The organism is Vibrio sp. NH-7, assembly GCF_053643215.1.
The window spans coordinates 2,394,488-2,419,353 of sequence record NZ_CM132187.1 but is presented as its reverse complement, the minus strand read 5'-3'; the positions used below and the strand labels follow the sequence as shown (position 1 = coordinate 2,419,353).

At 46.1% G+C, this 24,866-nt stretch carries 25 protein-coding genes; 14 read left to right on the top strand and 11 right to left on the bottom strand.

Features of this window, described 5'->3' with window-relative positions; translation table 11 throughout:
• Window positions 1–87: 87 nt before the first annotated feature.
• The gene (locus ACUALS_RS11225; protein ID WP_038139633.1) at window positions 88–693 is read right to left on the bottom strand and encodes a YtjB family periplasmic protein; all 606 of its coding nucleotides are present in this window, start codon (window positions 691–693) and stop codon (window positions 88–90) included.
• A 104-nt stretch (window positions 694–797) separates the two neighbouring features.
• On the opposite strand from ACUALS_RS11225, the gene serB reads away from it, so the two are divergent.
• Window positions 798–1,778: a phosphoserine phosphatase gene (gene serB / locus ACUALS_RS11220; protein ID WP_454448374.1), complete on the top strand. Its 981-nt coding sequence runs from the start codon at window positions 798–800 to the stop codon at window positions 1,776–1,778.
• 30 nt (window positions 1,779–1,808) lie between these two features.
• Here the strand turns inward: serB and ACUALS_RS11215 are convergent, their stop codons facing one another.
• Window positions 1,809–4,154, bottom strand: a complete 2,346-nt coding sequence (locus tag ACUALS_RS11215; protein ID WP_038139629.1) for a PilZ domain-containing protein — start codon at window positions 4,152–4,154, stop codon at window positions 1,809–1,811.
• A gap of 133 nt (window positions 4,155–4,287) precedes the next feature.
• On the opposite strand from ACUALS_RS11215, the gene radA reads away from it, so the two are divergent.
• Window positions 4,288–5,667, top strand: coding sequence for a DNA repair protein RadA (gene radA, locus ACUALS_RS11210; protein WP_005473514.1), 1,380 nt, complete (start codon window positions 4,288–4,290; stop codon window positions 5,665–5,667).
• A gap of 62 nt (window positions 5,668–5,729) precedes the next feature.
• Here radA and csdA read toward each other — a convergent pair whose 3' ends face one another.
• From csdA to ACUALS_RS11190, 4 genes are all read right to left on the bottom strand, one after another.
• Window positions 5,730–6,941, bottom strand: coding sequence for a cysteine desulfurase CsdA (gene csdA / locus ACUALS_RS11205; protein WP_454448373.1), 1,212 nt, complete (start codon window positions 6,939–6,941; stop codon window positions 5,730–5,732).
• Window positions 6,934–7,539: a DJ-1 family glyoxalase III gene (locus ACUALS_RS11200; RefSeq protein WP_454448372.1), complete on the bottom strand. Its 606-nt coding sequence runs from the start codon at window positions 7,537–7,539 to the stop codon at window positions 6,934–6,936. The genes csdA and ACUALS_RS11200 overlap by 8 nt, the downstream gene beginning before the upstream one ends.
• A complete protein-coding gene (gene panE, locus ACUALS_RS11195; RefSeq protein ID WP_454448371.1) occupies window positions 7,536–8,423 on the bottom strand; it encodes a 2-dehydropantoate 2-reductase in 888 nt (295 codons plus the stop codon). Before panE ends, ACUALS_RS11200 begins: the two co-directional genes overlap by 4 nt.
• Window positions 8,424–8,524: 101 nt before the next feature.
• On the bottom strand, window positions 8,525–9,370 hold the full coding sequence (locus tag ACUALS_RS11190; RefSeq protein WP_005473475.1) for a nucleoside-specific channel-forming Tsx family protein: 846 nt from the start codon (window positions 9,368–9,370) through the stop codon (window positions 8,525–8,527).
• A 344-nt stretch (window positions 9,371–9,714) separates the two neighbouring features.
• Between ACUALS_RS11190 and ACUALS_RS11185 the strand changes: the two genes are divergently transcribed.
• From ACUALS_RS11185 to ACUALS_RS11175, 3 genes are read left to right on the top strand one after another with little or no spacing between them, the layout of a single operon-like run.
• A complete protein-coding gene (locus ACUALS_RS11185) occupies window positions 9,715–10,314 on the top strand; it encodes an LON peptidase substrate-binding domain-containing protein (RefSeq protein ID WP_038215620.1) in 600 nt (199 codons plus the stop codon).
• A 38-nt stretch (window positions 10,315–10,352) separates the two neighbouring features.
• A complete protein-coding gene (locus tag ACUALS_RS11180) occupies window positions 10,353–10,937 on the top strand; it encodes an RNA polymerase sigma factor (protein WP_038139615.1) in 585 nt (194 codons plus the stop codon).
• Window positions 10,934–11,599, top strand: a complete 666-nt coding sequence (locus ACUALS_RS11175) for a ChrR family anti-sigma-E factor (RefSeq protein ID WP_454448370.1) — start codon at window positions 10,934–10,936, stop codon at window positions 11,597–11,599. Before ACUALS_RS11180 ends, ACUALS_RS11175 begins: the two co-directional genes overlap by 4 nt.
• A gap of 51 nt (window positions 11,600–11,650) precedes the next feature.
• Here ACUALS_RS11175 and ACUALS_RS11170 read toward each other — a convergent pair whose 3' ends face one another.
• The 4 genes from ACUALS_RS11170 to ACUALS_RS11155 all read right to left on the bottom strand — a co-directional run bounded on the left by ACUALS_RS11170 (window position 11,651) and on the right by ACUALS_RS11155 (window position 15,408).
• Window positions 11,651–13,042, bottom strand: a complete 1,392-nt coding sequence (locus ACUALS_RS11170) for an AmpG family muropeptide MFS transporter (protein ID WP_454448369.1) — start codon at window positions 13,040–13,042, stop codon at window positions 11,651–11,653.
• Window positions 13,043–13,112: 70 nt separating this feature from the next.
• Window positions 13,113–13,658, bottom strand: a complete 546-nt coding sequence (locus ACUALS_RS11165) for a peptidylprolyl isomerase (RefSeq protein ID WP_038139609.1) — start codon at window positions 13,656–13,658, stop codon at window positions 13,113–13,115.
• Window positions 13,658–14,227 (bottom strand): YajG family lipoprotein, encoded by a 570-nt coding sequence (locus tag ACUALS_RS11160; protein WP_005473590.1) that lies wholly within the window; start codon window positions 14,225–14,227, stop codon window positions 13,658–13,660. The genes ACUALS_RS11165 and ACUALS_RS11160 overlap by 1 nt, the downstream gene beginning before the upstream one ends.
• Before the next feature lie 50 nt (window positions 14,228–14,277).
• Window positions 14,278–15,408, bottom strand: a complete 1,131-nt coding sequence (locus ACUALS_RS11155; RefSeq protein WP_454448368.1) for a methyltransferase — start codon at window positions 15,406–15,408, stop codon at window positions 14,278–14,280.
• A gap of 138 nt (window positions 15,409–15,546) precedes the next feature.
• Between ACUALS_RS11155 and ACUALS_RS11150 the strand changes: the two genes are divergently transcribed.
• The 9 genes from ACUALS_RS11150 (at window position 15,547) to nqrM (ending at window position 23,533) form a co-directional block, all read left to right on the top strand.
• Window positions 15,547–15,855 (top strand): BolA family protein, encoded by a 309-nt coding sequence (locus ACUALS_RS11150; RefSeq protein WP_005473588.1) that lies wholly within the window; start codon window positions 15,547–15,549, stop codon window positions 15,853–15,855.
• A 432-nt stretch (window positions 15,856–16,287) separates the two neighbouring features.
• Entirely contained in the window at window positions 16,288–17,628 is a 1,341-nt protein-coding gene (locus tag ACUALS_RS11145) for a Na(+)-translocating NADH-quinone reductase subunit A (RefSeq protein WP_454448367.1), read from the top strand.
• A 5-nt stretch (window positions 17,629–17,633) separates the two neighbouring features.
• Complete coding sequence (locus ACUALS_RS11140) at window positions 17,634–18,878, top strand: NADH:ubiquinone reductase (Na(+)-transporting) subunit B (protein WP_005473496.1); 1,245 nt, start codon at window positions 17,634–17,636, stop codon at window positions 18,876–18,878.
• Entirely contained in the window at window positions 18,868–19,638 is a 771-nt protein-coding gene (locus tag ACUALS_RS11135) for a Na(+)-translocating NADH-quinone reductase subunit C (protein ID WP_005473481.1), read from the top strand. The genes ACUALS_RS11140 and ACUALS_RS11135 overlap by 11 nt, the downstream gene beginning before the upstream one ends.
• A complete protein-coding gene (locus ACUALS_RS11130; RefSeq protein WP_005473461.1) occupies window positions 19,638–20,270 on the top strand; it encodes an NADH:ubiquinone reductase (Na(+)-transporting) subunit D in 633 nt (210 codons plus the stop codon). Before ACUALS_RS11135 ends, ACUALS_RS11130 begins: the two co-directional genes overlap by 1 nt.
• 7 nt (window positions 20,271–20,277) lie before the next feature.
• Window positions 20,278–20,874 carry an NADH:ubiquinone reductase (Na(+)-transporting) subunit E gene (gene nqrE, locus ACUALS_RS11125; protein ID WP_005436652.1) on the top strand — a complete coding sequence of 199 codons (597 nt, stop codon included), beginning with the start codon at window positions 20,278–20,280 and terminating at the stop codon, window positions 20,872–20,874.
• A 33-nt stretch (window positions 20,875–20,907) separates the two neighbouring features.
• The gene (gene nqrF / locus ACUALS_RS11120) at window positions 20,908–22,131 is read left to right on the top strand and encodes an NADH:ubiquinone reductase (Na(+)-transporting) subunit F (protein WP_005473488.1); all 1,224 of its coding nucleotides are present in this window, start codon (window positions 20,908–20,910) and stop codon (window positions 22,129–22,131) included.
• 142 nt (window positions 22,132–22,273) lie between these two features.
• Window positions 22,274–23,278, top strand: coding sequence for an FAD:protein FMN transferase (locus tag ACUALS_RS11115; RefSeq protein WP_454448366.1), 1,005 nt, complete (start codon window positions 22,274–22,276; stop codon window positions 23,276–23,278).
• A gap of 21 nt (window positions 23,279–23,299) precedes the next feature.
• Window positions 23,300–23,533: a (Na+)-NQR maturation NqrM gene (nqrM, locus tag ACUALS_RS11110; RefSeq protein WP_005473545.1), complete on the top strand. Its 234-nt coding sequence runs from the start codon at window positions 23,300–23,302 to the stop codon at window positions 23,531–23,533.
• A 64-nt stretch (window positions 23,534–23,597) separates the two neighbouring features.
• Here nqrM and ACUALS_RS11105 read toward each other — a convergent pair whose 3' ends face one another.
• Window positions 23,598–24,815, bottom strand: coding sequence for a GGDEF domain-containing response regulator (locus ACUALS_RS11105; protein ID WP_454448365.1), 1,218 nt, complete (start codon window positions 24,813–24,815; stop codon window positions 23,598–23,600).
• Window positions 24,816–24,866: the final 51 nt, after the last annotated feature.

Here is a 24,866-nt window from a genome sequence, read left to right as displayed (position 1 = left end):
CAAGCTGAGTGAAGGAGGTAGCTCCTTACCTTGATTCTCGACGATTTAATCAAACAGGGTTGGCATTATGCCAACCCTGTTTTGTTTCTACTGCATATCTTTGAGCAGTAAGTTTTCGCTTTTCGATTTGGGTTTACGACGAATCACAATAGCTAGCAGCAAGCCTGCGATAAAGCTCATTCCCACCATGGTGTACATGTAGCGATCACTTTTTCTGTAGTAGTGATCAGAAAAGGCAGTTACACGGCCGGTCTCAAAGGTGATGCGAACAAAGCCCAGAACGACGTTATCGCGAATAATGGGTTCGACTAACTGCTGTTTACCAATGCGTGCCGTTTCAAGTGGAGTATCTAAGCCTAGGATCTGACGTACAGACTTGGCACTCTCACTTGAGGCGAGACGAATGCCTTCAGCGTCATAGATTGCGGCGTCATACACAAGTGCATCTTTAGCTAACTGGTTAGTCAACTTAAGCAAGCGCTCTTGGTCTTGAGCGACGATCATATCGCCAGCAGATAGAGAGGCTTGGGAAATCAAAATTTGGGTGAGAGTCTCCAACTGATTCTGTTGGATCTGCTCGTTCCCTTTGGTGATCTTGACGCTATTTACGCCAATAATCGCAACCATCGCCACCAAGCAGAGGATGGCAAGTGCTCGTATTGCGTTTCGAAATGAAAACAGAGATGAGTCCATTTGGCACCAAAATATCCATTAAATAAGCGGATCAACATATTGAGACTTGCGCTTTCAAATTGCAATAGGTTAACGTGTTGCAAGGTTTAATAAGGATTCTAAACATGGACAGGTTTAATACATTACCCATTCGTCGTCACATTCCTCTTATCAATCGCTTACCAGAAACTCGCCTTTCTACACGTTTTGATAAAGCCAATGCAGGTTGGGTTGTCTACAGTACACACCTTTCTGCTGCAAGCTTTGAAGATATAGACTTCTTCACTGGATTCTACAAATCTGTGGTCGATGTCTGGAAAGTCGGTCAGTATGAAGTGGCCTTGATGGAAGGTCAGTTGACGCCGGAGCATGAAGAGATTCTCCAAGCATTAGAGCTGGATTATGCTCGACTGCAAGACATTCCGGATCTCTCCAAGCCAGGTTTGGTTGTATTCGACATGGATTCAACCGTGATTCAAATTGAGTGTATTGATGAAATTGCCAAGCTTGCCGGTGTTGGGGAAGAAGTGGCCGAAGTAACCGAACGCGCGATGCAGGGGGAGCTTGATTTTGAACAAAGTCTTCGCCAGCGTGTGGGTAAACTGGCTGGCGCAGATGAAGCGATTTTGGAGCAAGTTCGTTCTGTTTTACCACTGATGCCTGACTTGCCGGAGCTGATTCAAACGCTAAAACGTTTCGGTTGGAAAACTGCGATTGCTTCCGGTGGATTTACTTACTTTTCAGATCATCTTCAAGAGATGCTTTCACTGGATCACGCTCAGTCAAATCAGTTGGAGATCGTCGATGGCAAGTTGACGGGCAACGTGATTGGTGAGGTGGTGAGTGCGCAAACCAAAGCCGACATTCTTGTTCAACTGGCAGAGCAATACGACATCGAGCCACACAATACGATTGCCGTCGGTGATGGTGCCAATGATTTAACCATGATGGCGGCTGCGGGTTTAGGCGTTGCTTACCACGCGAAACCGAAGGTTGAACAGCAGGCTCAAACAGCGATCCGTTATCATGGTTTAGGAGGGCTGATCTGCGTATTATCTGCGATATTGGTCAAGCAAAAGCGAGTAAGCTTCTCTCCACTCAAATAAACAAAAAGGCGAGGAAATCCTCGCCTTTTTCTATTGAGTCAGTTCAAGTCTTATTAAGATCTCTTCTGTAATGTCGGTGAGTTCACCGTAACCAATAATGCCGTTAATTTCTTTTTCTAAGCTGCGTGCTTTGTGCAGGCTGATTTGGGCAAGCTCTTCCAAATCTTTGCGCACTAATGCAGTCATTGGATCAAATACAGGGGCGCCACAAATTCTGATCGCATAAAACTCACCAATATTCTGCGCATTCTTTATGAACTTTATCCGCTCCTTGATTCCGCTGAAATCACTTAACAGCTTCGATTCAACAGATTGAATACGGGTCCCAAACTTGACGGCGCTTAAGTAGAGTTCATGATATTGGGGCTCGGCACCTTCAATGTGCTTCATGGGCTCTGCCAGCAGCGTAGCAGAACGCCCCTTGTATATAGGCTCTAGTGAATAACTTTGCCCGTTGCCCAGTTTTGCAAACAGCGTTAAATAGGCAGGGATTGGGTAGTGCACCCCTATTACTTTTGGCCTCATGTTGCTGCCTTTCTTCTCGACAAAGACCGGAGCGCTTACCGCTTTGTCGAGCAAAATATCATGCAGTCCTTCCAACAAATTATTGCTTGGCAACAGCTCTTTTTTCGCTATCAACTTTTCTTGGTTGTGAGATATCAATTTGCCAAAGAACGCAATGACTCGCATGGTCTGGCTCTCTTCAATTATCGCAAGTTGAAGCTGCTTGCCACCTGGACTAATGCGGATAACCTTATAAGGCACAGCATCAAGCGGCAGCTTTTTATCATAGAGCTGAAGTTCTTTGAAGTTGATATTACACAGCTCGCCCGCTTTCATGCGGCTAGGCTCTGCAAGTTGAATGCTCGCCCCATGCTTTGATAGATCTAACGTTGTGCCTTGAAGTTTCTCGCCATTTTCGCTGGTGAGCTCTACTGGCGACTTAAATTGGTACCTTGGCTCTTTTCGACGAGACTTAGCATCAAAGTACAAACAAATCGGGTTGTAGCTAGGATTGCGAGCGTGGCGAAATGGATTTAATTCACTGCTTGGAAGTCGAGGCTTGTCAGTGAGTAAATAATCTTGGCGACTACGATGATCGGATATCTCTTGCAGCATGCCACAATGGGTTAGGCAGTTAGGTTCTAACCCCAGCTCGGTGGAATGAGCCGATAGCTCTTGACGTTCCTCTTCCGATAGCTCAAAAACGGACAAACGGAATGCTTTCCAACTCTCTTTTTTGGCTCCAATGTGCCAAAACAACTGGCGAACTTCGCGAGAGGCTTCAGGCATCATCATAGAGAAAAACAGTTGCTGACCTTTGTGGTCGTGCGTAAACGAGTAAAGAACGTTATTGCTGCCCTTCATCCCAGGGGTAGTGAGATTAGCCATTCGCTGACTGTTGAACAGACTGCTTAACGTTTGCTGGTTTCGTTCGTCTTGCCAATATTGCCATATCGAGTGGTTATTCTCTGTCATCAAGACCAGTTTGAGTTCATCCCCACTAAAGAACACGGGCAGATTGCAAGTGTGCTTAAGGTAGGTGTGCTCAAAGCCACGCGAGCGTGCGCGGATGATTTTGTCTTGATTATCATGACGTGCCTTTTGAGCGTCACTTTTGAGGTACTGCTCAATGACGATGCTTAGTGTGTTGGTATCATCGAGCTTAAGCAGTCGTAAAAATTTAACCGCGTCGTTCTCGTACGATTCGTCTACACCCACAATTCGGTAAGGAATGGCATCGTGAATGCCTTCAATATCACTGTTTTTCTCTAGTTCGACAAAGCGAACATTGACGATTTCCCCAAGTTTGTAGCCAAACGCTGAGGGCACTTTAAATTTAGCGCCTGAGGGAGAAAGATCGACGGTCACCGCGTGAACAATTTGCTTATTGGCTAGCTTTATTTCGATTTGGGAGCAAATTCTTAAGCGGTTTTCACGACGTTTTAAGTCATATCCTAGGTTGATGGGTTCGACTTCAAACGGCGAGCTTTCTGCCGTGTTGCCGCCTTTCAGTGATTGACCGCGTTGTTTCATCACGCGGAAGTTGTTGTGCGTGTTGCACAGTGCTTCCCAAACCCCTTCGGTGTAGCCACCGAATTTTCGGGTATTCTTATGGTAGGCGTTGAACGCTACGTCATCCAGCCAGTGTTTTAGGCCATCTAATTCGTATTCTCGGCATTCGCCATTGACGCGTCCGCGTAGGTCAATACTCTTAGTGCATGGAGCCATAACGCGGTTCAGTTCCATTTTGACCAAGATTTTAACCGACGGCGGTTCGCCCTCTGTCATCTGACCAAGAAGAAACTCGAAATCGTCCGCGTGATAAGCAGGAATAAGTCTTTCTGCTATAGAAAGGATTTCAGGCTGCTGCATATTTATTGTTTGAAGTACTCCATACCTAAACTATCGACCTTGATATAAAGATCTTTAGTGATATGTTGTCGCGAATCAAGCAAAATTAAGCACAAACCAATATCTCAGTTCACAAATACAAATATGAGGCGACATGGCTAAGGCGAAAAGAGCATATGTATGCAACGACTGTGGAGCAGATTTCCCTCGTTGGCAAGGTCAATGCAATGCATGTGGGGCATGGAATACGATCAGTGAAGTGCGACTAGCGGCATCTCCAGCGGCGGCGCGCAACGAACGATTGTCGGGCTATGCGGGCAATAGCGGCGAAACTCAAGTTCAGACATTGTCGGAAATTGATCTGCAGGAAGTCCCTCGTTTTACCAGTGGGTTCAAAGAGTTTGACCGAGTGTTAGGTGGCGGTGTTGTACCCGGGGCGGCGATACTGATTGGTGGTAACCCTGGCGCAGGTAAATCCACATTGCTGTTGCAAACCATGTGTTATTTGGCGGCGCATATGCCGACGCTCTATGTCACCGGTGAAGAGTCGTTGCAGCAAGTTGCGATGCGGGCTTCTCGACTGGGGTTGCCAAAAGACAATTTAAAGATGTTATCGGAAACCAACGTCGACAGAATTTGCCAGATTGCGGAGAAAGAGCAGCCGAAAATTATGGTGATCGACTCTATCCAAGTAATGCATGTATCTGACGTTCAATCATCGCCTGGCAGTGTCGCTCAAGTAAGAGAGTCGGCCACCGCGCTGACGCGCTACGCCAAGCAGAACAATGTCTCTGTGTTTATTGTTGGACATGTAACTAAAGATGGCACTTTGGCAGGACCAAAGGTTCTCGAACACATTATTGACTGCTCGGTGCTTTTAGATGGCGGAACAGATAATCGCTTCAGAACTATGCGTAGCCATAAAAACCGTTTTGGTGCCGTCAATGAGTTAGGGGTTTTTGCCATGACGGGGCAAGGCCTCAAAGAAGTGAGCAATCCATCGGCGATCTTTTTGTCTCGAGGTGAGGAGGAGACTTCCGGCAGCTCCGTGATGGTCGTTTGGGAGGGCACTCGTCCACTCTTGGTTGAGATTCAAGCTTTAGTCGATTATTCCCAATTGGCAAACCCTCGTCGTGTTGCTGTGGGCTTAGAGCAAAACCGGCTTTCCCTGTTACTTGCTGTGCTGCATAAACACGGCGGTTTGCAGATGGCGGATCAAGATGTCTTCGTTAATGTGGTGGGTGGCGTCAAAGTGACCGAGACCAGCGCAGACTTAGCATTGGTGATGGCGCTACTCTCTAGCTTCAGAGACCGCCCTCTACCGAAGGATGTCGTGGTGTTTGGTGAAGTTGGATTGGCGGGGGAAATTCGCCCTGTTCCAAGTGGTCAAGAACGCTTAAATGAAGCGTTTAAGCATGGATTTAAGAAAGCGATTGTACCAGCGGCCAACATGCCTAAAGGGGGAATCCCGGGCATGCAGATTCATGGAGTGAAGAAGCTTTCTGAAGCGATAGAAGCGTTTGATGAGCTATAGACCGGACATGGCGAAGTGAGGGCAAGGGTTGATGTGTCATATACATCAACCCTTATCTTGGTTTAAAGCATATCAACGGCTTTCTCAACGGCTGCGACCAAACGCTTTACATCGTCCATCGTGTTGTAGATGGCGAATGATGCTCGGATAGTCCCTTTCACGCCAAGCGCATCCATCAACGGGTGCGCGCAATGGTTACCCGCTCGAACGGCAATGCCTTGTTGGTCGAGTAGAGTCGCTACATCTTGATGATGAACCCCTTCAATGACGAAAGACAGCACCGATGCGTCCGGTTGATATCCGAGAATCGTTACATCGTCGATGCTATTCAACGCTTGGTATGTCTTACTGACCAAATCATGGACATGGTGTTCGACCGTGGAATGATCGAACTGTGTATACCAATCAATTGCGGTTGCGAGAGCAATGGCACCGGCGACATTCGGCGTACCCGCTTCGAACTTCCCTGGTACCTGGGTGAAGGTGGTGCCAGAAAACGAGACTTTTTCAACCATCTTGCCTCCACCATGCCACGGCGGCATTGCTTCTAATAGCGACATCTTTCCATATAAAACACCTATTCCGGCAGGGGCATACAGTTTATGGCCTGAGAAAACATAAAAATCCGCATTCAGAGCAGTCATATCTAGCTGCTCATGAACTATCCCTTGAGCGCCGTCTACCACGACCACGGCGCCTACTTTATGCGCCCGCTGGATAATCGCTTCAATGGGCTGACGGGTACCCGTGACATTGGTGATATGCGCTACGGCGACAATTTTCGTCTTGCTGCTTAACTGCTTTTCGAACTCAGCCATATCCAACTGACAGTCATTGGTCATTGGAATCTTGACGACCTTTGCGCCAGTTTGCTGTGCGACAATTTGCCAAGGAACAATGTTGGCATGATGCTCCATTTCCCCGACCAGTATTTCATCACCGGGTTTAAGCGTATTTCTTGCGTAAGTTTGGGCGATCAAGTTGAGCGCTTCTGTTGCGCCGCGAGTCCATATCACTTCGTTTGGCGAGGCTGCGCCGATAAAGCGAGCAACTCTTTCGCGCGCGGCCTCAAACTGTGAGGTGGCTTCAGCTGTTAGGCGATGACTTCCGCGATGCACGTTCGCATTTTGTCGCTCATAGTATTGGCTGATGGCCTCAATCACACATTTCGGCTTTTGAGTCGTGGCGGCACTGTCTAAATAGACTAAACGTTGATCGTTAATGGTTTGTGTTAAAGCCGGAAACTGCTTTGCGACAAGCTGTGCATCAAACATCTTCATCACCCAGTTTGTGGTATTGCAAGGTTGGAATGGTCACCATTGGCTCTGCAACGGTCCAAGCGTGCGCTTTGCCTGAGAGGTTAATGATGATTTCCATCGCGAACTCAAGGGCAGTTCCTGGTCCTTGGCTTGTGAGCAGGTTGTGATTGATGTCGTAAGTCACGCGTTTAACACGGCGGTACTTCTCGGCAATCTGATCTTGAAAGCTTGGGTGGCACGTCATCAAAGCTTCTGTGTAGAGGTTGTGGTGCAGCAGGACTATAGCTGGCGCCGCACAGATGGCCGCGACCAGTTTGCCTTCATACATTTGTTGACGAACAATTTCGACCAATACCGTGCTGTCGCGAAAGGTTTCAGAGCCTTCAACTCCACCGGGAAGGATCACGGCATCAAACTCGTCATCGGCAATATCGACTAACTTGCACTCTGCGGTTAGGGTGACACCGCGAGAAGCTTTCATGGTTAATTGGCCATCAAAATCGGCACTCGCCACAACCACGTCATAGCCCGCTCGGACCATCATATCTATGATGGTTACCGCTTCCATCTCTTCGGTGCCGGGTGCGATAGGGATCAGTACTTTCTTGTTCATGATGTCCAACTTTTTTCGATTCGTTTGATTTGTTGATAAAGCGCCTCGTTGCTAGGTACATCCAGCTGGTGGTCGTGCGCTTTTTGTATTAAATAACCAGTAATAAAGTCGATCTCGCTTAGTCGATGATGGCAAATATCTTGATGCATCGACGATCGATTTTCCGCGGTCGCCTGAATCACATTATATACGTGCGTATCGAGTTCGTTGCGGGAAAGTGTTAGCCCTTCACAAGTCATCACTTGATGTACTTCATCCAACAACTGGAGCAAGGTTGGCTTGAATGCCTCGTCTGCAAGCTGGCCATTTTTGACTTGATGAATCGCGGTCAACGGGTTGATTGCGCAGTTGATCGCCAGTTTTAACCACAATGCGTCAAGAATATTCTCGTTCCAGTAGACATCGGGTAAGGCGTGAGCAAAGACCTGTTGAAGAAAATCGCATTGATTGCCTTTCGAATTATAGCCTCCTAACTGAGTGCTGCCTTGCCCCGTATGCAACACCTGATGGCGTGATTGGCGCAGAGCTCCATGTGTTGTGGTTGCCAGTACGAGAGGATTATTCGGTAGACGCGATGCGACGATCTCGGCGGTTCCCATCCCGTTATGCATCAGTACCACAATACAATCTGGATGAAGGTCGCTTCGCAGTACCTCAAGTGCGGGGATGACTTGTGGCGCTTTAACGGTCACAAGCAATACATCGGCGTTTTGAAGGCTGACTGGTTGGTTATTTGCCAGAGTAATCGGAGTGTTGCCATCAAGCTGAAGGGGGAGCTTGTCGTGCTCTTGCTTGGAGTAAAGGGCGACGGTATGCCCAGCCTGATGTAAAGAATACGCCCATAGCGAACCAATGGCACCAGGGCCTAATACTACGATATTCATCTTAATTCTCTGGCAATAGAGGGGATGGCCAAGAGGATAAAGTGATCAAAAGAGAAAGCCAATAAAAATGGCACCCGAAGGTGCCATTTGTTATGCGCTGTTTAGAACTTGTACGTGACAGCGAAGTAATGACCAACGCCAGACGATTCGAATGCGCTGCTGTCTTCGATGCCGTATACATCGCTGTATAGTTTTAGACCGTAACCGACAGCGAATTGATCGTTGTGCCAGTAGAGACCGTTAAACATTGCGCCACCATGGCTAGCTGAGCTGTACTCTTCTTTCATACCAAATTGGTAATCAACGTAACCTTGGTATGAAATGAATGAGCCGTTTTCAAAGAAGTAGAATGGTTTGAACCAGTTTGTCGATACTTGGTAGCCGTTCCAGTCTTTTTGTTTTACGTCGTAGTTTGCGTAAAGGTTGAACTGCATTTTACCGAACCATGGAACCATGACATCCGAACCAATACCGATCATTGATTGGAAGCCAGGCTCTTTCTCAGCGACTAGGTTTTCGCCTGTTTTAGGGTCAGTTTTGCTTAGTTCGTAACTGTATGATGAACCACCGTCAATAACGGTGTAGTTTGCGATGTATAGCTCTTGAACTGGACCGAAAGAAAGGTCTTTGCCAGTTAGACCGTCTAGTGACATACGAGGCGCGAATTTAGCAAATAGACGATCACCGCCTGCTTTATCGCTGTCGTCATCATTCGTTAAGTTGAATACATCAATGTAACCGTATAGATCGAAAATACCTGAGCGACCACCAAACTCCATTTCAAGGTAAGTGTGGTCGATGCTGCCTGGCTTTTCATTTACCGTGTGCATCAAGTTAAACTGCAGGAACTTTGAGTCATTCTTGTGAACATCGTCTGAGTAGTCTGCTGCCATTGCTGGAGCTGACATCGCTGCCACAACACCAAGAGCTAGAAGTGATTTACGCATAGTGGAACTCTCTATGTTTGTTAATTCAATTATTCATTGGATATTTGTTTAAGTGCACACTCTTTGTTGTGCTTTATGGGGCTGCATAATATCGACAAAAATCTCAAAAACCATGTGCAACTCATGTAAAAAAATCTAAAACGAGCGATCTAGATCTCATTAACAAGTTAAAAGCTGCCATGTAACGGAACTAAATATTAGTTGCATAAAAAATGTTAGGGGTAACGATTACGCAAACGCTTCACTTTTATTTGATGGTCATCACATGTTCAATTAAATGTTTCGCTGATCTTTCTTAAATACGTTGCGTACCTGTAATTAAAATGTTTACAGGAATTAGGTTGATGCAAGAAGTAATGCTGTTCCCGCTAAGTTCTATAGTTTTACCCGAAGGTAAAATGCGCTTAAGGGTGTTTGAAGCAAGGTACAAACGCTTGGTCGTTGAGGCGTTGAAAGGCGATGGCACGTTTGGTATCTGCTTGTTCCAAAAGCAGGCGAGCGCAGAGAACAGTGAGTTGTCAGTAGTCGGTACCTTGGTAAAAATCGTCGACTTTGAGCAGCTGGACGATGGTTTGTTGGGGATCACTGTCACTGGTCTTCATCGTTTCATGATACGAAAAGTGAGAACAGAGCACGACGGGTTGCGCTTTGCAAAGATAGAACCGTTGGCAAACTGGCCTTTAATGCCGCTTTCAAAGCAGGGTGCCTCGCTCAGTCAGCAACTGCAGCAAGTTTATGCTCAGTTTGAACAGTTAGATGAGCTGTACGACCAGAAATTTTTTGATGATGAATGTTGGGTTAGCCAGCGTTGGTTAGAAATTCTCCCCTTGTCAAATAAGCAATTTGACCTCCTTGCATTAGAGTTAGATTGTACGGTAACAATAGAGTACTTGAGCCGAGCGTTAATAAATGACGAGCAAAGTGATCTCGACACTCGGCTTTAACGTACAAAGTGAATCTTAAGGGTGCAAAGGACAGTCGAATGAGCAACGTGGACACGCAAAACTTTTCGAAATCCGATTGGGCTTCGTGTATGGAGCGCGTTAAACAACAAGACAAGCAGGCGTTTGCATTAGTTTTTAAACACTTTTCTCCTCGCTTGAAGCAGTTCACTTATCGCCATGTCGGTAATGAGCAAGTCGCGATGGAGATGGTGCAGGAAACGCTCGCCACGGTCTGGCAGAAAAGTGCTCTGTTTAACAGTGAGAAAAGCTCTTTATCTACATGGATTTTTACCATAGCGAGGAATCTCTGTTTTGATATGTTACGCCGACAAAAAGGACGTGATCAGCATATCCACTCAGAAGATATTTGGCCAAATGATTATTGCCCGCCTGATATGGTAGAGCATTACTCCCCCGAAGCTGACAGGATGAAAGAGCAGGTGGTTAAGTTCCTCGATACTTTGCCTGAAGCACAAAGAAAGGTGGTACAAGCGGTTTACCTGGAAGACTTGCCCCATCAGCAAGTCGCGGACATGCTTGATATACCTTTGGGGACAGTAAAGTCACGACTTAGACTTGCTGTCGAAAAACTACGAATTTCAATAGAGGCGGATAAGTTATGAGTTATCACCCACAAAGCGATATTTTACAAGCCTACGTTGAAGGTTCGTTGGACGAGGTGACGGCGTTTACCATCGCTATACACCTAGAATCTTGCCCGCAGTGCAAACGCAAAGTTGCGCTTGCAGAGCAGAAGTGTGGTGAAGCACTGAGCCACGCTCCGATTGAGCAAACCCCAGACAACTTTGATGACATGTTTGCTCAAATTGTGACGTTAGAGCAAAACAGCGAACCATTCCGTGCGCCACAGCAAGCAAAACCGATCACTGTAAACAACAAGACGTTTATGCTGCCAAGAGCTCTAGGACGTTTTAGTGACCAAATTGGTGATTGGAAAAGCTACGGCGGTAAAGTGTTTAGTGCGCCGATAGAGATCGCAGATTCATGTCGTGTCAATTTGATGTACATTGCTGAAGACGTCCAAATTCCTCAGCACACGCACAAAGGTATTGAGTCCACTTTAGTTTTACACGGGGGCTTTAGTGATGAAGATGGTCACTACGAAGTGGGGGATTATCTGGTTAAGGATGCTTCCATCAAACACAGCCCATTTACTAAACCAGGGGAAGATTGTTTGTGCTTGGCTGTGCTCACCGAGCCAATGATATTCACTCAAGGCGTCGCGCGTCTGTTCAACATGTTTGGCAAGGGGATGTACCCGTAATCATTTACTACGAACAAGGAAAAGGCTTGGGTAACCAAGCCTTTTTTGCGTTTATGATTCGGTTGTTTCCCTTTGCGCCGACTCTTCAGCGTCACGCTTGCGTGCTTTATCCAACATGTCCGAGAAATAGTGTCGTAGCGAGTAGAGCATTAACAAACTTGGAATGACCATTACCGCGGTCAAGATAAAGAACATTGACCAATCATTGAGGTAATCGACCAACTCACCAGAGAAAGAGGCGAGAGTTGTTCGGCCAAAGTTACCGAGTGAAGCAAGCAAGGCATACTGTGTCGCCGAGAAGGCTTGTCCTGTTACCACGGTCAGGAAGGAGACAAACGCCACGGTCGAAAATGCAGAGGTAAAGTTGTCTACGACTAAGGTTGCTAGGAAGAGCTGTTCATTCGGTCCAACTTTCGCCATCCATGCAAACATGAGATTGCTTGATGCCATTGCGATACCACCAATCATCAAACCGCGGACAATTCCGAACTTCACGTTGACCATACTGCCGATTAACGTGAATAGAATGGTGAGACCCCAGCCGATCAGTTTCGAATAGTAGCCGATTTGCTCGTTGGAGAAACCGATCTCTTTATAGAAGGTGATCGACATACGACCAAGGAATGCTTCACCAATTTTGAATAGGAAAACAAACAACAACAGAGTGAGAGCCACACGAAAACCATTTCTCTTAAAGAAATCAAGGAAAGGTTCGACAACCGTTACGGTGATCCATGCAAGCACTTTATTCCCAACAACTTGGCTATGACGTTTCTCTGCTTCGGCTTGCAGCGACGCGCGATGGGTCTTGGGTTCGCCAACCAGAAGCGTAAAGATCATCAGCAAACCAACAATGGCCGCCATGCCGTAGTAGACACCATTCCAACCGATTGCATCTGCATTAATAAAGGCGATGTAACCTGGCAGCGAATAGCCTGTCCACCATCCAACGACCGCCATGGCAGAGGCTTGGGGCAATTTTGAAGGCTCAGATTTTGGGAAACTATCGATACGAAAAGCGTCAATGGCAATATCTTGGGTCGCAGAAGAGATCGCAATGCCAAGTGCAAGCATCGACGTTAGCATCAAGTTCTGCGAAGGATCGACACCAGCAATAAATAGTGTGCAAACCAGAACGATAGATTGACACAAGAAAATCCAGCTACGACGTTGACCTAAAAAGGAGTGTAAAAGAGGTAAGCGGACACGGTCGACAAGTGGAGCCCAAAGAAAGTTAAAGGCATAAACGGCAAACACACTGCCAAAGTAGCCGATTGCTGCGCGAGTTAATCCGGCATCTTTCAGCCAGCCTGACATGTTTGAACCAATAAGTACCCAAGGGAAGCCACTCGAGCAGCCGAGCATAAACACCCAAAGTAGCCGCTTGTCCATATAGCTTTGAATGGTTTCTCGCCAAGTCATGGAAGGGGAGTCAGAAGACATACGCAATTCCTTTTAAGAATGTAGAGTGGATAGGCTCAAGGATTATCGAGAGCCTATCTTTTGTGAGAGCTTAACGAATGAGAGTTGCGCTGGTGATGATGATAGGTTCAACAGGTACATCACGATAACGTCCAACCGAATGAGTGCGTTTTTGGCTCATGTCTTGAATAATATTGAACCCGTCAGTGACTTTACCAAATACGGCGTAACCCGGTGGGCGTTGATCATAGTCGAGGAAGTTGTTGTCGACGAAATTAATGAAGAATTGGCGAGTGGCCGAATTTGGATCGTTGGTACGAGCCATTGCTACGGTAGCCGCTTGGTTCTTCAAACCGTTTGACGCTTCGTTTTTAATTGGTGCGTACGTTGGCACCATGTTCATCTCTTTATCAAAACCACCACCTTGAGCCATAAAGCCTGGGATAACGCGGTGGAATTGAGTACCGACATAGCTGCCATCTTCAACGTAACGAATAAAGTTCTTTACTGTAATTGGTGCACGTTCTTCGTTCAGTTCAATGGTAAACGACCCCATTGTGGTACCAAATTCGACTTTAGGACCAGCAAACGCCAAGCTAGTAAAGAGCGCTAAAGAGGCTATCGCAAATTTTCCCATTAGAAACGCTCCTGCATGTAGTTTTGCAGCTCACGATCATTCGCCACTTCTTGTAACACTAGGTTGACGACATCAGAAAGAACGACTTCGATATCTTCGTTAGACGCACTCAACGCGCCAGTACGCTTCGCAGTCCCCGTGTATGTCTTAACTAATTTGCCTTGTGGGTTTTCTGCGGTAATTTCGATCACCACTTTACCATCCATTTCGTTTTCCATGATGGTGTGTTTTACGGAAACCAACGCTTCTTGCACTTCAATTTGAATGCTGTTTTCGCTGGTTACTGTGTTTCTAAACCCTTGTGACTGGAACTGTTCGAGTAGGGCATTTTCGATCGAAATACGTACGTTCTGCTTTGAATGAATCGGTTCAATGTTAGAACGGCCACTGTCAACGAGTGCGACATATTGTGCTGAGCGAACATCCTTGCTGGTCAAGCTAAATGTCGCATCTTGAACGAGATCACCATTACTCAATACCGCTTTTGGCATAAAGTTGATTTGTTCTTGTTGAGGAGCTGCGCACGCAGTGAGAAGTGCCATTGATGCGGCTAAAACCAGTTTTCTCATTGTAATTTCCTTTATTCGAAACTCTATAATCCTAGAGTTAGGATAGTGAACTATTTAGTTGCTTGTAAAATAACAAATTTCTTGTTTGCCGCAACTTGCTTAACGTTCGACTTACCAAACAGCCTTGCTAACTTTCCATCGTAGCCGAGGTGACGGTTACCGATAACTAATAATTGCCCACCAGTACTGAGAACATGCTTTGCATCACAGAACATTTGCCAAGCGATATGATCGGTAATGGCTTGTTGTTGATGAAAAGGTGGGTTGCAAACGACAAGATCGGCGCTGTGGGCTTCAAATCCATCTAAACAGTTGTTGGTTAGACATTTGGCATTTGTGCCGTTTGGAACATTCTTATCTAGATTACGCTGCGCCGAGTGTGTCGCCATAAAGCTTTCGTCAACACAGGTCAGCGTGATGTCAGGATTGAGCTGCGCAAGCTTCACGGACAACACCCCATTGCCACAGCCGAGATCAATCACTCGCTTGTTGCCAAGTCCTGTCGGTAGATTAGGCAACATAAAACGGGCGCCGAGATCGAGACTCTCTCCGGAATAAACGTTTGGTAAGTTATCAAGCTGAATATCGTGTTCCTCGACTTGCCACGAGGTAAATGGCTCAACATCCAAAGCCTTTGGTGAATTGGCGTTGGCAAAGACTAAGCGATGTTTTTTCCAAGCGAGGGAAGTTGTCGTCGTCCCCAAATATTTCTCGAACAACTTTAACGTCGAAGTATGGATCTCTTTGGCTTTGTTAACCGCAATAACAGGCACATCTTCGGGTAGAGCGAGCCTTAATTGCGTTAACAGCCAGATGAGATGACGATTGCTTTTTGGCAATTGCATCAAAACAAGATCAACATCTTTAGGAATCGGATCAAACGTTGAGGCCATCGTGATTGGGTTGCATTGATTTTGTTCTAGATTGGCCAACGTTGCTTGATGAGAAATGAATGAGTCACTCATCATCGTCACCTGATGTCTTTGTGAGAACCAACAACTTAATGCGCCAAAATGATCATTAAGAATCAATACATTCTCGCCATGAGCAAGAGCTAATTCTTCAACATGATTGATGAGATATTCGTCGCCAGCATCCCATGCTTGAAGGGTTTCGTTGTTTCGTTTAGGGAATCGATGGAGAGAAAGGGTGCGCTGATGTAACGTAAGCTCAGTTTTCATAATTGAGTAATTAGCTAATAAACAGTGGTCAAATTGTCGCAGATGCTAGGCAAACAGGAAACTAAAACCTTTTGCTTTACGGTGAGTACGATTATTATCTGTTCTTTAACACTGTTCATAATTAGATGGTGACACACAATGCTGCAAGAAGTGATTGAAACCAAACTGCATACAGAATTTGAGCCTGAGTACCTTAAAGTTATTAATGAAAGCTACATGCACAATGTTGCTCCAGGTTCAGAAAGTCACTTCAAAGTGATCATCGTGAGTGAGAAATTTGAAGGCGTTCGATTGATCGGCCGTCATCGACTTGTCAACCAAGTGCTCGCAGATGAGTTAGCTAATCATATCCATGCTCTTTCGATTCACACTTACACAAGCTCTGAATGGAAAGAGCAGAACGGTTTAGCACCTGATAGCCCAATGTGCTTAGGTGGTTCAAAGTAGAGAGATAGAAGGGCAGCGAGAGCTGCCTTTTTAGTGCCTGTTCAGCGTACATGGGTTAACAATGTATAAACAAATAAACTGCCCGATTAGTTTTAATTCAAAATGTTTCACGATATGAATGGATAGAAACATTGCTCAGTTTGTGGATATTGGGGTTTGTGCGATGGCTCAAAGTTATGACTATTCCTTAGCCTTTTAAACTCAAATCCTTCGAAATATCTACCTTATTGCCTGCATTGGTCATGGCATCAACTTCCCAAAAGATGCTAGACTATCGCACCTGATAAATCTCGCCGTTTTCTTGTAGCGAGGTTTTTAATAGGATGTTGCGATTTTGGTGTTTGAAACGATGCCAAAACCGGACACTAGTGTCGTGTCTAAAAGTTACGCAATCAAAGAATCTTTTTCCCGATAAAAGTAGTGCAAGTGCGTATGATTACAATAAAGAAGGGTTTGGACCTGCCTATCGCAGGAACTCCTACCCAGGTGATTAATGATGGTAAGACCATCAAAAAAGTCGCCTTGCTTGGCGAAGAGTACGTCGGCATGCGTCCTACTATGCATGTCCGCGTAGGCGATGAAGTAAAGAAAGCTCAAGTTCTTTTTGAAGACAAGAAGAATCCTGGGGTGAAATTTACTTCACCAGCAGCTGGTAAAGTGATCGAAATTAACCGTGGCGCTAAGCGTGTCCTCCAATCTGTTGTGATTGAAGTGGCAGGCGAAGAGCAGGTAACGTTCGATAAGTTTGAAGCTGGCCAACTAGCAAGTCTTGACCGTGAAGCGGTGAAAACTCAGTTAGTTGATTCAGGTCTTTGGACTGCTTTACGTACTCGTCCGTTCAGCAAGGTTCCAGCAATTGAGTCTTCTACACAGGCTATCTTCGTAACTGCTATGGATACTAATCCACTAGCGGCCCAGCCTGAGTTGATCATCAATGAACAACAAGAAGCGTTCGTTGCCGGTTTAGATGTGCTTTCAACTCTGACTGATGGCAAGGTTTACGTATGTAAATCAGGCGAAAGTCTTCCTCGTTCTTCTCAATCTAACGTTGAAGAGCATGTATTTGATGGCCCTCACCCAGCAGGTCTTGCTGGCACCCACATGCATTTCCTATACCCAGTAAATGCAGAAAATGTGGCGTGGAGCATCAACTACCAAGACGTTATTGCGTTTGGTCAGTTGTTCCTAACTGGTGAACTTTACACTGACCGCGTTGTTTCTCTGGCTGGTCCAGTAGTGAACAACCCTCGTCTTGTTCGTACGACTCTAGGTGCTAGCCTAGAAGACATCACGGACAACGAGTTGATGCCTGGCGAAGTTCGTGTGATTTCTGGTTCAGTACTCACAGGTACTCACGCAACTGGTCCTCACGCTTTCCTTGGTCGTTACCACGTACAGGTTTCTGTATTACGTGAAGGCCGTGAGAAGGAACTGTTTGGCTGGGCAATGCCTGGTAAGAACAAGTTCTCGGTAACTCGCTCATTCCTTGGTCACATCTTTAAAGGTCAGTTGTTCAATATGACAACAACGACTAATGGTAGTGATCGTTCTATGGTTCCAATTGGCAATTACGAGCGCGTAATGCCGCTAGATATGGAACCTACTTTGCTCCTTCGCGATCTATGTGCTGGCGATACTGACAGTGCAGCGGCACTAGGTGTACTAGAGCTAGATGAAGAAGACGTAGCATTGTGTACCTTTGTTTGTCCTGGTAAGTACGAGTACGGTGAACTACTTCGTGAATGCCTAGATAAAATCGAGAAGGAAGGGTAATTTTCATGGCTCTTAAAAAGTTTCTTGAAGACATCGAGCATCACTTTGAGCCAGGCGGCAAACATGAAAAATGGTTTGCTCTGTACGAAGCTGTCGCGACAGTTTTCTACACACCTGGTCTAATTACAAAGAAGAGCTCACACGTTCGTGATAGCGTTGACCTGAAACGCATCATGATCATGGTTTGGTTCGCGGTGTTCCCAGCGATGTTCTGGGGTATGTACAACGCGGGTGGCCAAGCTATCGCAGCGCTTAACCACATGTATGCTGGTGAGCAACTTGCAGCTGTAGTTGCAGGTAACTGGCATTACTGGTTAACCGAAATGCTGGGCGGCACGTTAGGTGCAGAAGCCGGCATTGGCAGTAAAATGCTATTAGGTGCGACTTACTTCCTACCTATCTACGCAACGGTATTTATCGTTGGTGGTTTCTGGGAAGTGTTGTTCTGTATGGTGCGTAAGCACGAAGTTAACGAAGGTTTCTTTGTTACTTCTATCCTGTTTGCACTGATCGTTCCACCAACGCTACCTCTATGGCAAGCAGCACTAGGTATTACCTTCGGTGTTGTGGTTGCTAAAGAGATCTTTGGTGGTACTGGTCGTAACTTCCTTAACCCAGCACTTGCTGGTCGTGCTTTCCTATTCTTCGCTTACCCAGCGCAAATCTCGGGTGACGTAGTTTGGACTGCAGCAGACGGCTTCTCTGGTGCAACGGCGCTTAGCCAATGGGCACAAGGTGGTAACGGTGCACTAGTGAATACAGTAACTGGCGCTCCAATCACTTGGATGGACGCATTCATCGGTAACATTCCTGGCTCTATTGGTGAAGTATCAACACTTGCACTTATGATTGGCGCAGCGATGATCGTTTACATGCGAATCGCTTCTTGGCGCATCATTGCAGGTGTGATGATCGGTATGATTGCAACAGCAACGCTGTTTAACGTAATCGGCTCTGATACTAACCCAATGTTCAACATGCCATGGCACTGGCACCTAGTTCTTGGTGGCTTTGCATTCGGTATGTTCTTTATGGCGACAGACCCTGTATCCGCTTCATTTACCAACAAAGGTAAGTGGTGGTATGGCGCGCTAATTGGCGTGATGTGTGTACTGATTCGTGTAGTTAACCCAGCATACCCAGAAGGTATGATGCTGGCGATTCTATTCGCGAACCTGTTTGCACCTCTGTTCGACCATGTAGTTATCGAGAAGAACATCAAGCGGAGACAAGCACGCTATGGCAAGTAATAACGACAGCATTAAAAAGACGCTGGGTGTTGTTATCGGGTTGAGCCTTGTTTGTTCAATCATCGTTTCAACAGCAGCCGTGGGTCTACGCGATAAGCAAAAAGCTAACGCTGTACTAGATAAGCAAACTAAGATCGTTGAAGTTGCTGGCATTGACGCTGAAGGTAAAAAAGTACCTGAGCTATTTGCCCAGTACATTGAACCACGTCTAGTTGACTTCAACACAGGTGATTTCCTTGATGGTGACGCAGCAACTTACGACCAACGTAAAGCTGCTAAAGATCCTGCTGAATCTATCAAGCTAACGGCTGAAGAGGATAAAGCGAAGATCCTACGTCGTGCAAACACTGGTGTTGTATACCTAGTGAAACAAGGCGATGAAGTATCAAAGATCATCCTTCCAGTACACGGTACTGGTCTATGGTCAATGATGTACGCTTTCGTTGCAGTTGAAACTGACGGTAACACTGTGTCTGGTATCACTTACTACGAGCAGGGTGAAACTCCTGGACTTGGTGGTGAAGTTGAGAACCCAACATGGCGTGCTCAGTGGGTTGGCAAGAAACTGTTCGATGAAAACCACAAGCCTGCAATCAAGATTGTGAAAGGTGGCGCTCCGCAAGGTTCTGAGCATGGTATCGACGGTCTTTCTGGTGCAACACTAACTGGTAACGGTGTTCAAGGCACATTTGATTTCTGGTTAGGCGATATGGGCTTTGGTCCATTCCTAGCAAAAGTTCGTGACGGAGGTCTGAACTAATGTCTAGCGCACAAAACATTAAAAAGAGCATCTTAGCGCCAGTATTGGATAACAACCCAATCGCGCTACAGGTTCTTGGTGTATGTTCTGCTCTTGCAGTAACAACTAAACTAGAGACTGCATTCGTTATGACTCTAGCGGTTATCTTCGTAACTGCGCTGTCTAACTTCTGTGTATCTCTAATCCGTAACCACATTCCTAACAGTGTGCGTATCATCGTTCAGATGGCGATCATCGCATCTCTAGTAATCGTGGTAGACCAAGTGCTAAAAGCTTACCTATACGATATCTCTAAGCAGCTATCTGTATTCGTAGGTCTGATCATCACGAACTGTATCGTAATGGGTCGTGCTGAAGCATTCGCAATGAAGTCTGCGCCACTACCATCTCTAATCGATGGTATTGGTAACGGTCTTGGTTACGGTTTCGTTCTTATCACTGTTGGTTTCTTCCGTGAACTGTTTGGCTCAGGCAAACTGTTCGGCATGGAAGTACTTCCTCTAGTGAGCAACGGTGGTTGGTACCAGCCAAACGGTCTGATGCTACTAGCACCGTCTGCATTCTTCCTAATCGGCTTCCTAATCTGGGCAATCCGTATTCTGAAACCAGAACAAGTAGAAGCGAAGGAGTAAGGACGTCATGGAACATTACATTAGCTTATTAGTTAAATCGATTTTCATCGAAAACATGGCTCTGTCTTTCTTCTTAGGTATGTGTACATTCCTTGCAGTATCTAAGAAAGTTAAGACCTCATTTGGTCTGGGTGTAGCGGTAGTAGTAGTACTAACCATCGCTGTTCCAGTAAACAACCTAGTTTACAACCTGGTACTAAAAGAGAACGCTTTAGTTGAAGGTGTTGATCTTAGCTTCCTAAACTTCATCACCTTTATCGGTGTAATCGCGGCCCTTGTACAGATTCTAGAAATGGTTCTAGACCGCTTCTTCCCACCTCTGTACAACGCACTAGGCATCTTCCTACCGCTGATCACAGTAAACTGTGCAATCTTCGGTGGTGTATCTTTCATGGTACAGCGTGACTACAACTTTGCTGAATCTGTTGTTTACGGTTTCGGTTCTGGTGTGGGCTGGATGCTAGCTATCGTCGCTCTTGCAGGTATCCGTGAGAAGATGAAGTACTCTGACGTGCCTCCTGGTCTACGTGGTCTTGGTATCACGTTCATCACTGTAGGTCTTATGGCGTTAGGCTTTATGTCTTTCTCTGGTGTTCAACTGTAAGTCGGGTAAACCGCAACAATTAAGGAATAGTCAATGGACATTATTCTTGGTGTAGTGATGTTTACTCTGATCGTACTTGCGCTAGTACTAGTGATTCTTTTCGCTAAGTCTAAGCTTGTACCAACAGGTGACATTACAATTTCTGTGAACGGTGACGACTCGCTTGCTATCGTTACACAACCAGGCGGTAAGCTTCTGGGTGCTCTAGCTGGTGCTGGCGTATTCGTTTCTTCTGCTTGTGGTGGCGGTGGCTCATGTGGTCAGTGTCGCGTAAAAGTTAAATCAGGTGGTGGTGACATCCTACCGACCGAGCTTGACCATATTACTAAAGGTGAAGCGCGTGAAGGTGAACGTCTAGCGTGTCAGGTTGCAATGAAAACTGACATGGACATCGAACTTCCTGAAGAGATCTTCGGCGTTAAGAAGTGGGAATGTACAGTTATCTCTAACGATAACAAAGCGACATTCATCAAAGAGCTTAAGCTACAAATTCCAGATGGCGAATCAGTACCTTTCCGTGCTGGTGGTTACATCCAGATTGAAGCACCAGCTCACCACGTTAAGTACGCTGACTTCGATGTACCTGAAGAGTACCGTGAAGATTGGGACAAGTTTAACCTGTTCCGTTACGAGTCTAAGGTAAGTGAAGAGACTATCCGTGCTTACTCAATGGCTAACTACCCTGAAGAAGAAGGCATTATTATGCTAAACGTGCGTATCGCTACGCCGCCGCCTAATAATCCTGATGTACCACCTGGTATCATGTCTTCGTTTATCTGGTCTCTTAAAGAAGGCGACAAGTGTACTATTTCTGGTCCATTTGGTGAGTTCTTCGCGAAAGACACAGACAACGAGATGGTCTTCGTTGGTGGTGGTGCGGGTATGGCGCCAATGCGTTCGCATATCTTCGACCAACTTAAGCGTCTGAAGTCTAAGCGTAAGATGTCTTTCTGGTACGGTGCGCGTTCTAAGCGCGAAATGTTCTATGTAGAAGATTTCGATGGCCTAGCAGCTGAAAACGACAACTTCGTATGGCACTGTGCACTGTCTGACCCTATGCCAGAAGATAACTGGGATGGTTACACAGGCTTCATCCACAACGTACTGTACGAAAACTACCTGAAGGACCATGAAGCGCCTGAAGATTGTGAGTACTACATGTGTGGTCCACCGATGATGAACGCTGCTGTTATCGGCATGCTGAAAGATCTAGGTGTAGAGGATGAAAACATCCTACTGGATGACTTCGGTGGTTAATCTACCTAAGTGATTGAATCTATGGCTGGCTCGATTGAGTCAGCCATTTCTTTTTCGGTTTTCCGAATTGATAGAGGCAAGGTTGATTGGCTTCAGTCTCATTCCCTCTATCCATTTAATAAACGACAATAGGAGTTAACAAGTGAAAAAGTGGCTTGTTGCGTTTGCTTCTCTATTGGTTTTAGCGGGTTGTGAAAAGCCGGCTGAACAGGTACACCTAACTGGCCCAACGATGGGTACGACTTACAATATTAAGTATATTTCTGCTGATGGCGTTCCTTCACCAGAGGTATTACAAAAAGAAGTCGATCGTTTACTGGAAGAAGTGAACGATCAAATGTCGACGTATCGTAAAGACTCAGAGCTGAGTCGCTTCAACCAGAGTCAATCTGCGGATGCCTTCGAAGTTTCGCCGCAAACCGCGACGGTAGTGAAAGAAGCAATCCGTTTAAACGGTCTTACTCAAGGTGCATTAGATGTGACAGTTGGACCATTGGTGAACTTATGGGGATTTGGCCCTGAAGCTCGTCCAGAGGTCGTACCGACAGATGAAGAGCTCGCGCAGCGTAAAGCGATGACGGGCATAGAGCACCTCTCTGTCGTAGGCAACACTCTTCAAAAATCGATTCCAAATCTGTATGTGGACTTGTCTACGATAGCAAAAGGGTGGGGCGTGGATGTGGTCGCAGATTACATTCAATCTCAAGGTATCCAAAACTACATGGTTGAAGTCGGTGGTGAGATGCGTCTCAAAGGGCTAAACCGTGAAGGTGTCGCTTGGCGAATTGCAATAGAGAAACCGTCAGTGGAAGAGCGCGCTATTCAAGAGATCATTGAACCGGGTGACATGGCCATCGCGACATCAGGCGATTACCGCAACTATTTTGAGCGAGACGGAGTTCGTTATTCGCACATTATTAACCCAGCAACAGGTAAGCCTATCAACCACAAAGTGGTATCGGTTACGGTGCTCGATAAATCATCGATGACAGCCGATGGTCTAGCAACAGGACTGATGGTGCTTGGTGAAGAGCAGGGCATGAAAGTTGCCGAAGAAAACAATATCGCTGTGTTTATGATAGTGAAAACTGATAACGGATTTAAAGAGTTAGCTTCATCCGCCTATAAACCGTACATGAACAAATAAGACCTAAGTGAGCATGTCAGTATGAATACATTTCTAATTACCTTTGGTGTGTTTATGGCCGTGATTGGCGCAATGTCAATTGGCTATATTATCCAAAAGAAAGTTGTAAAAGGGAGCTGTGGTGGCTTAGGTGCAGTTGGTATCGAAAAAGTCTGCAACTGCCCAGAGCCGTGTGATGCGCGTAAAAAGCGCGAAGCTCGTGAAGCAGCCCGTCAAGAAAAGCTGGCGGCGTGGGAAAAAGACCGTATTGCTTAACGAAAAACGCCCAAGTTTAACTTGGGCGTTTTTGTCTCTACGTCATAGTGGGCTAAACGCACAGTCAGCCGGTCGCGACAATCTGATTACGCCCTCTTTCCTTCGCGACGTAGAGGCGGTCATCGGCGATTTTAATCTGCTCGTTCAGCGAGGCTTCAAGTGAGCAAACTCCGATACTTATGGTCACCTTTATTTCTTGTTGGTTGTGCTTGATTGGCGTCTTTTGGAGTCGTTGACGCATCTGCTCTAGCCGAGCAATGAACTCTTTATTGTCCGAGCATGATTGAATGCAAAACTCTTCACCACCAAATCGAGCAACGACATCGTCAGGGAAGTAGATTTTTAAGATATTGGCGACAGTGACGAGCGCGGCATCCCCACCATCGTGACCATAGGTGTCATTGACCTTCTTGAAATGATCAATATCCAACATTGCGATACTGCGCTTCTCACATCCAGAACAAACCTGATTGAATAAGAAACGACGATTCCAAAGCCCAGTTAAAGCATCTTGGTTTGCCATGCGGTAGAGATTATCTGTGGCTTCTTTCATATCCAGTAACTGGTGAACGCGGCAGTAAAACTCTTCATGATTAAACGGTTTATTCAGGTAATCATTGGCACCCGCTTTAAGAAATCGAGCCGTCATCGTACTGTCATCACTTCCAGAGACTCCCAGAATCGCAAGACTGTTTTTATCATACTGCTGGCGAATCTCACGAGTCATGGTAATACCATCTTTGCTAGGCATATCATGGTCAGTAATGATGAAAGTGATGTCACTGTTTTCCGCTAGCTTGTGCAGAGCGTCGCTGCCATTGACGGCTTGGGTCGTTCGAATGTACTGATGCTCGAGAAGTTGGCTGACGTGGCGACGTACAGTTTGAGAGTCATCCACGACTAAAGCGTGATGGTTGACGTTGTTGATCAGACGCTTAGCCAACGGAAGTAAGTAAGACACCGAAGCCATACTGTCTTTAAGGATGTAGTCAACAACGCCCTTTGCAAGGAAATAATCGCGGGTTTGCTCGTTAAAAGTCCCGGTAAGAACAATCACTTTTTGCTGATGCTCTAGAACAAGATCGATGACCTCCCCATCTTGAGCATCGGGCAAGCAATAATCGAGCACCGCAAAATGGAACTCACCATGAGTATCTAACGCTTGTTGCGTCTCTTGATAACTCTCACACCCTATGACGTGACAACCTAATGACTCCAGCTGTTGAACAAGATAATTTCGGTAAGCTCGACTATCCTCGACCACCAATACTTTGTTGCCCAAACGGCGACTCCCTATCTCTAGATTCTGTTTCCTAATAATAACTGGATATTC

Excerpts from the sequence above, each read along its gene's own strand:
- ACUALS_RS11185 (WP_038215620.1), top strand. The coding sequence starts at position 9,715 with ATGCAAGAAGTAATGCTGTTCCCGCTAAGTTCTATAGTTTTACCCGAA.
- ACUALS_RS11215 (WP_038139629.1), bottom strand. The coding sequence starts at position 4,154 with ATGCAGCAGCCTGAAATCCTTTCTATAGCAGAAAGACTTATTCCTGCT.
- ACUALS_RS11135 (WP_005473481.1), top strand. The coding sequence starts at position 18,868 with ATGGCAAGTAATAACGACAGCATTAAAAAGACGCTGGGTGTTGTTATC.
- ACUALS_RS11140 (WP_005473496.1), top strand. The coding sequence starts at position 17,634 with ATGGCTCTTAAAAAGTTTCTTGAAGACATCGAGCATCACTTTGAGCCA.
- csdA (WP_454448373.1), bottom strand. The coding sequence starts at position 6,941 with ATGTTTGATGCACAGCTTGTCGCAAAGCAGTTTCCGGCTTTAACACAA.
- serB (WP_454448374.1), top strand. The coding sequence starts at position 798 with ATGGACAGGTTTAATACATTACCCATTCGTCGTCACATTCCTCTTATC.
- ACUALS_RS11180 (WP_038139615.1), top strand. The coding sequence starts at position 10,353 with ATGAGCAACGTGGACACGCAAAACTTTTCGAAATCCGATTGGGCTTCG.
- ACUALS_RS11160 (WP_005473590.1), bottom strand. The coding sequence starts at position 14,227 with ATGAGAAAACTGGTTTTAGCCGCATCAATGGCACTTCTCACTGCGTGC.
- nqrF (WP_005473488.1), top strand. The coding sequence starts at position 20,908 with ATGGACATTATTCTTGGTGTAGTGATGTTTACTCTGATCGTACTTGCG.
- nqrM (WP_005473545.1), top strand. The coding sequence starts at position 23,300 with ATGAATACATTTCTAATTACCTTTGGTGTGTTTATGGCCGTGATTGGC.
- ACUALS_RS11155 (WP_454448368.1), bottom strand. The coding sequence starts at position 15,408 with ATGAAAACTGAGCTTACGTTACATCAGCGCACCCTTTCTCTCCATCGA.
- ACUALS_RS11190 (WP_005473475.1), bottom strand. The coding sequence starts at position 9,370 with ATGCGTAAATCACTTCTAGCTCTTGGTGTTGTGGCAGCGATGTCAGCT.
- ACUALS_RS11225 (WP_038139633.1), bottom strand. The coding sequence starts at position 693 with ATGGACTCATCTCTGTTTTCATTTCGAAACGCAATACGAGCACTTGCC.
- ACUALS_RS11130 (WP_005473461.1), top strand. The coding sequence starts at position 19,638 with ATGTCTAGCGCACAAAACATTAAAAAGAGCATCTTAGCGCCAGTATTG.
- nqrE (WP_005436652.1), top strand. The coding sequence starts at position 20,278 with ATGGAACATTACATTAGCTTATTAGTTAAATCGATTTTCATCGAAAAC.
- ACUALS_RS11170 (WP_454448369.1), bottom strand. The coding sequence starts at position 13,042 with ATGTCTTCTGACTCCCCTTCCATGACTTGGCGAGAAACCATTCAAAGC.
- ACUALS_RS11145 (WP_454448367.1), top strand. The coding sequence starts at position 16,288 with ATGATTACAATAAAGAAGGGTTTGGACCTGCCTATCGCAGGAACTCCT.
- panE (WP_454448371.1), bottom strand. The coding sequence starts at position 8,423 with ATGAATATCGTAGTATTAGGCCCTGGTGCCATTGGTTCGCTATGGGCG.
- ACUALS_RS11165 (WP_038139609.1), bottom strand. The coding sequence starts at position 13,658 with ATGGGAAAATTTGCGATAGCCTCTTTAGCGCTCTTTACTAGCTTGGCG.
- ACUALS_RS11150 (WP_005473588.1), top strand. The coding sequence starts at position 15,547 with ATGCTGCAAGAAGTGATTGAAACCAAACTGCATACAGAATTTGAGCCT.
- ACUALS_RS11175 (WP_454448370.1), top strand. The coding sequence starts at position 10,934 with ATGAGTTATCACCCACAAAGCGATATTTTACAAGCCTACGTTGAAGGT.
- radA (WP_005473514.1), top strand. The coding sequence starts at position 4,288 with ATGGCTAAGGCGAAAAGAGCATATGTATGCAACGACTGTGGAGCAGAT.
- ACUALS_RS11200 (WP_454448372.1), bottom strand. The coding sequence starts at position 7,539 with ATGAACAAGAAAGTACTGATCCCTATCGCACCCGGCACCGAAGAGATG.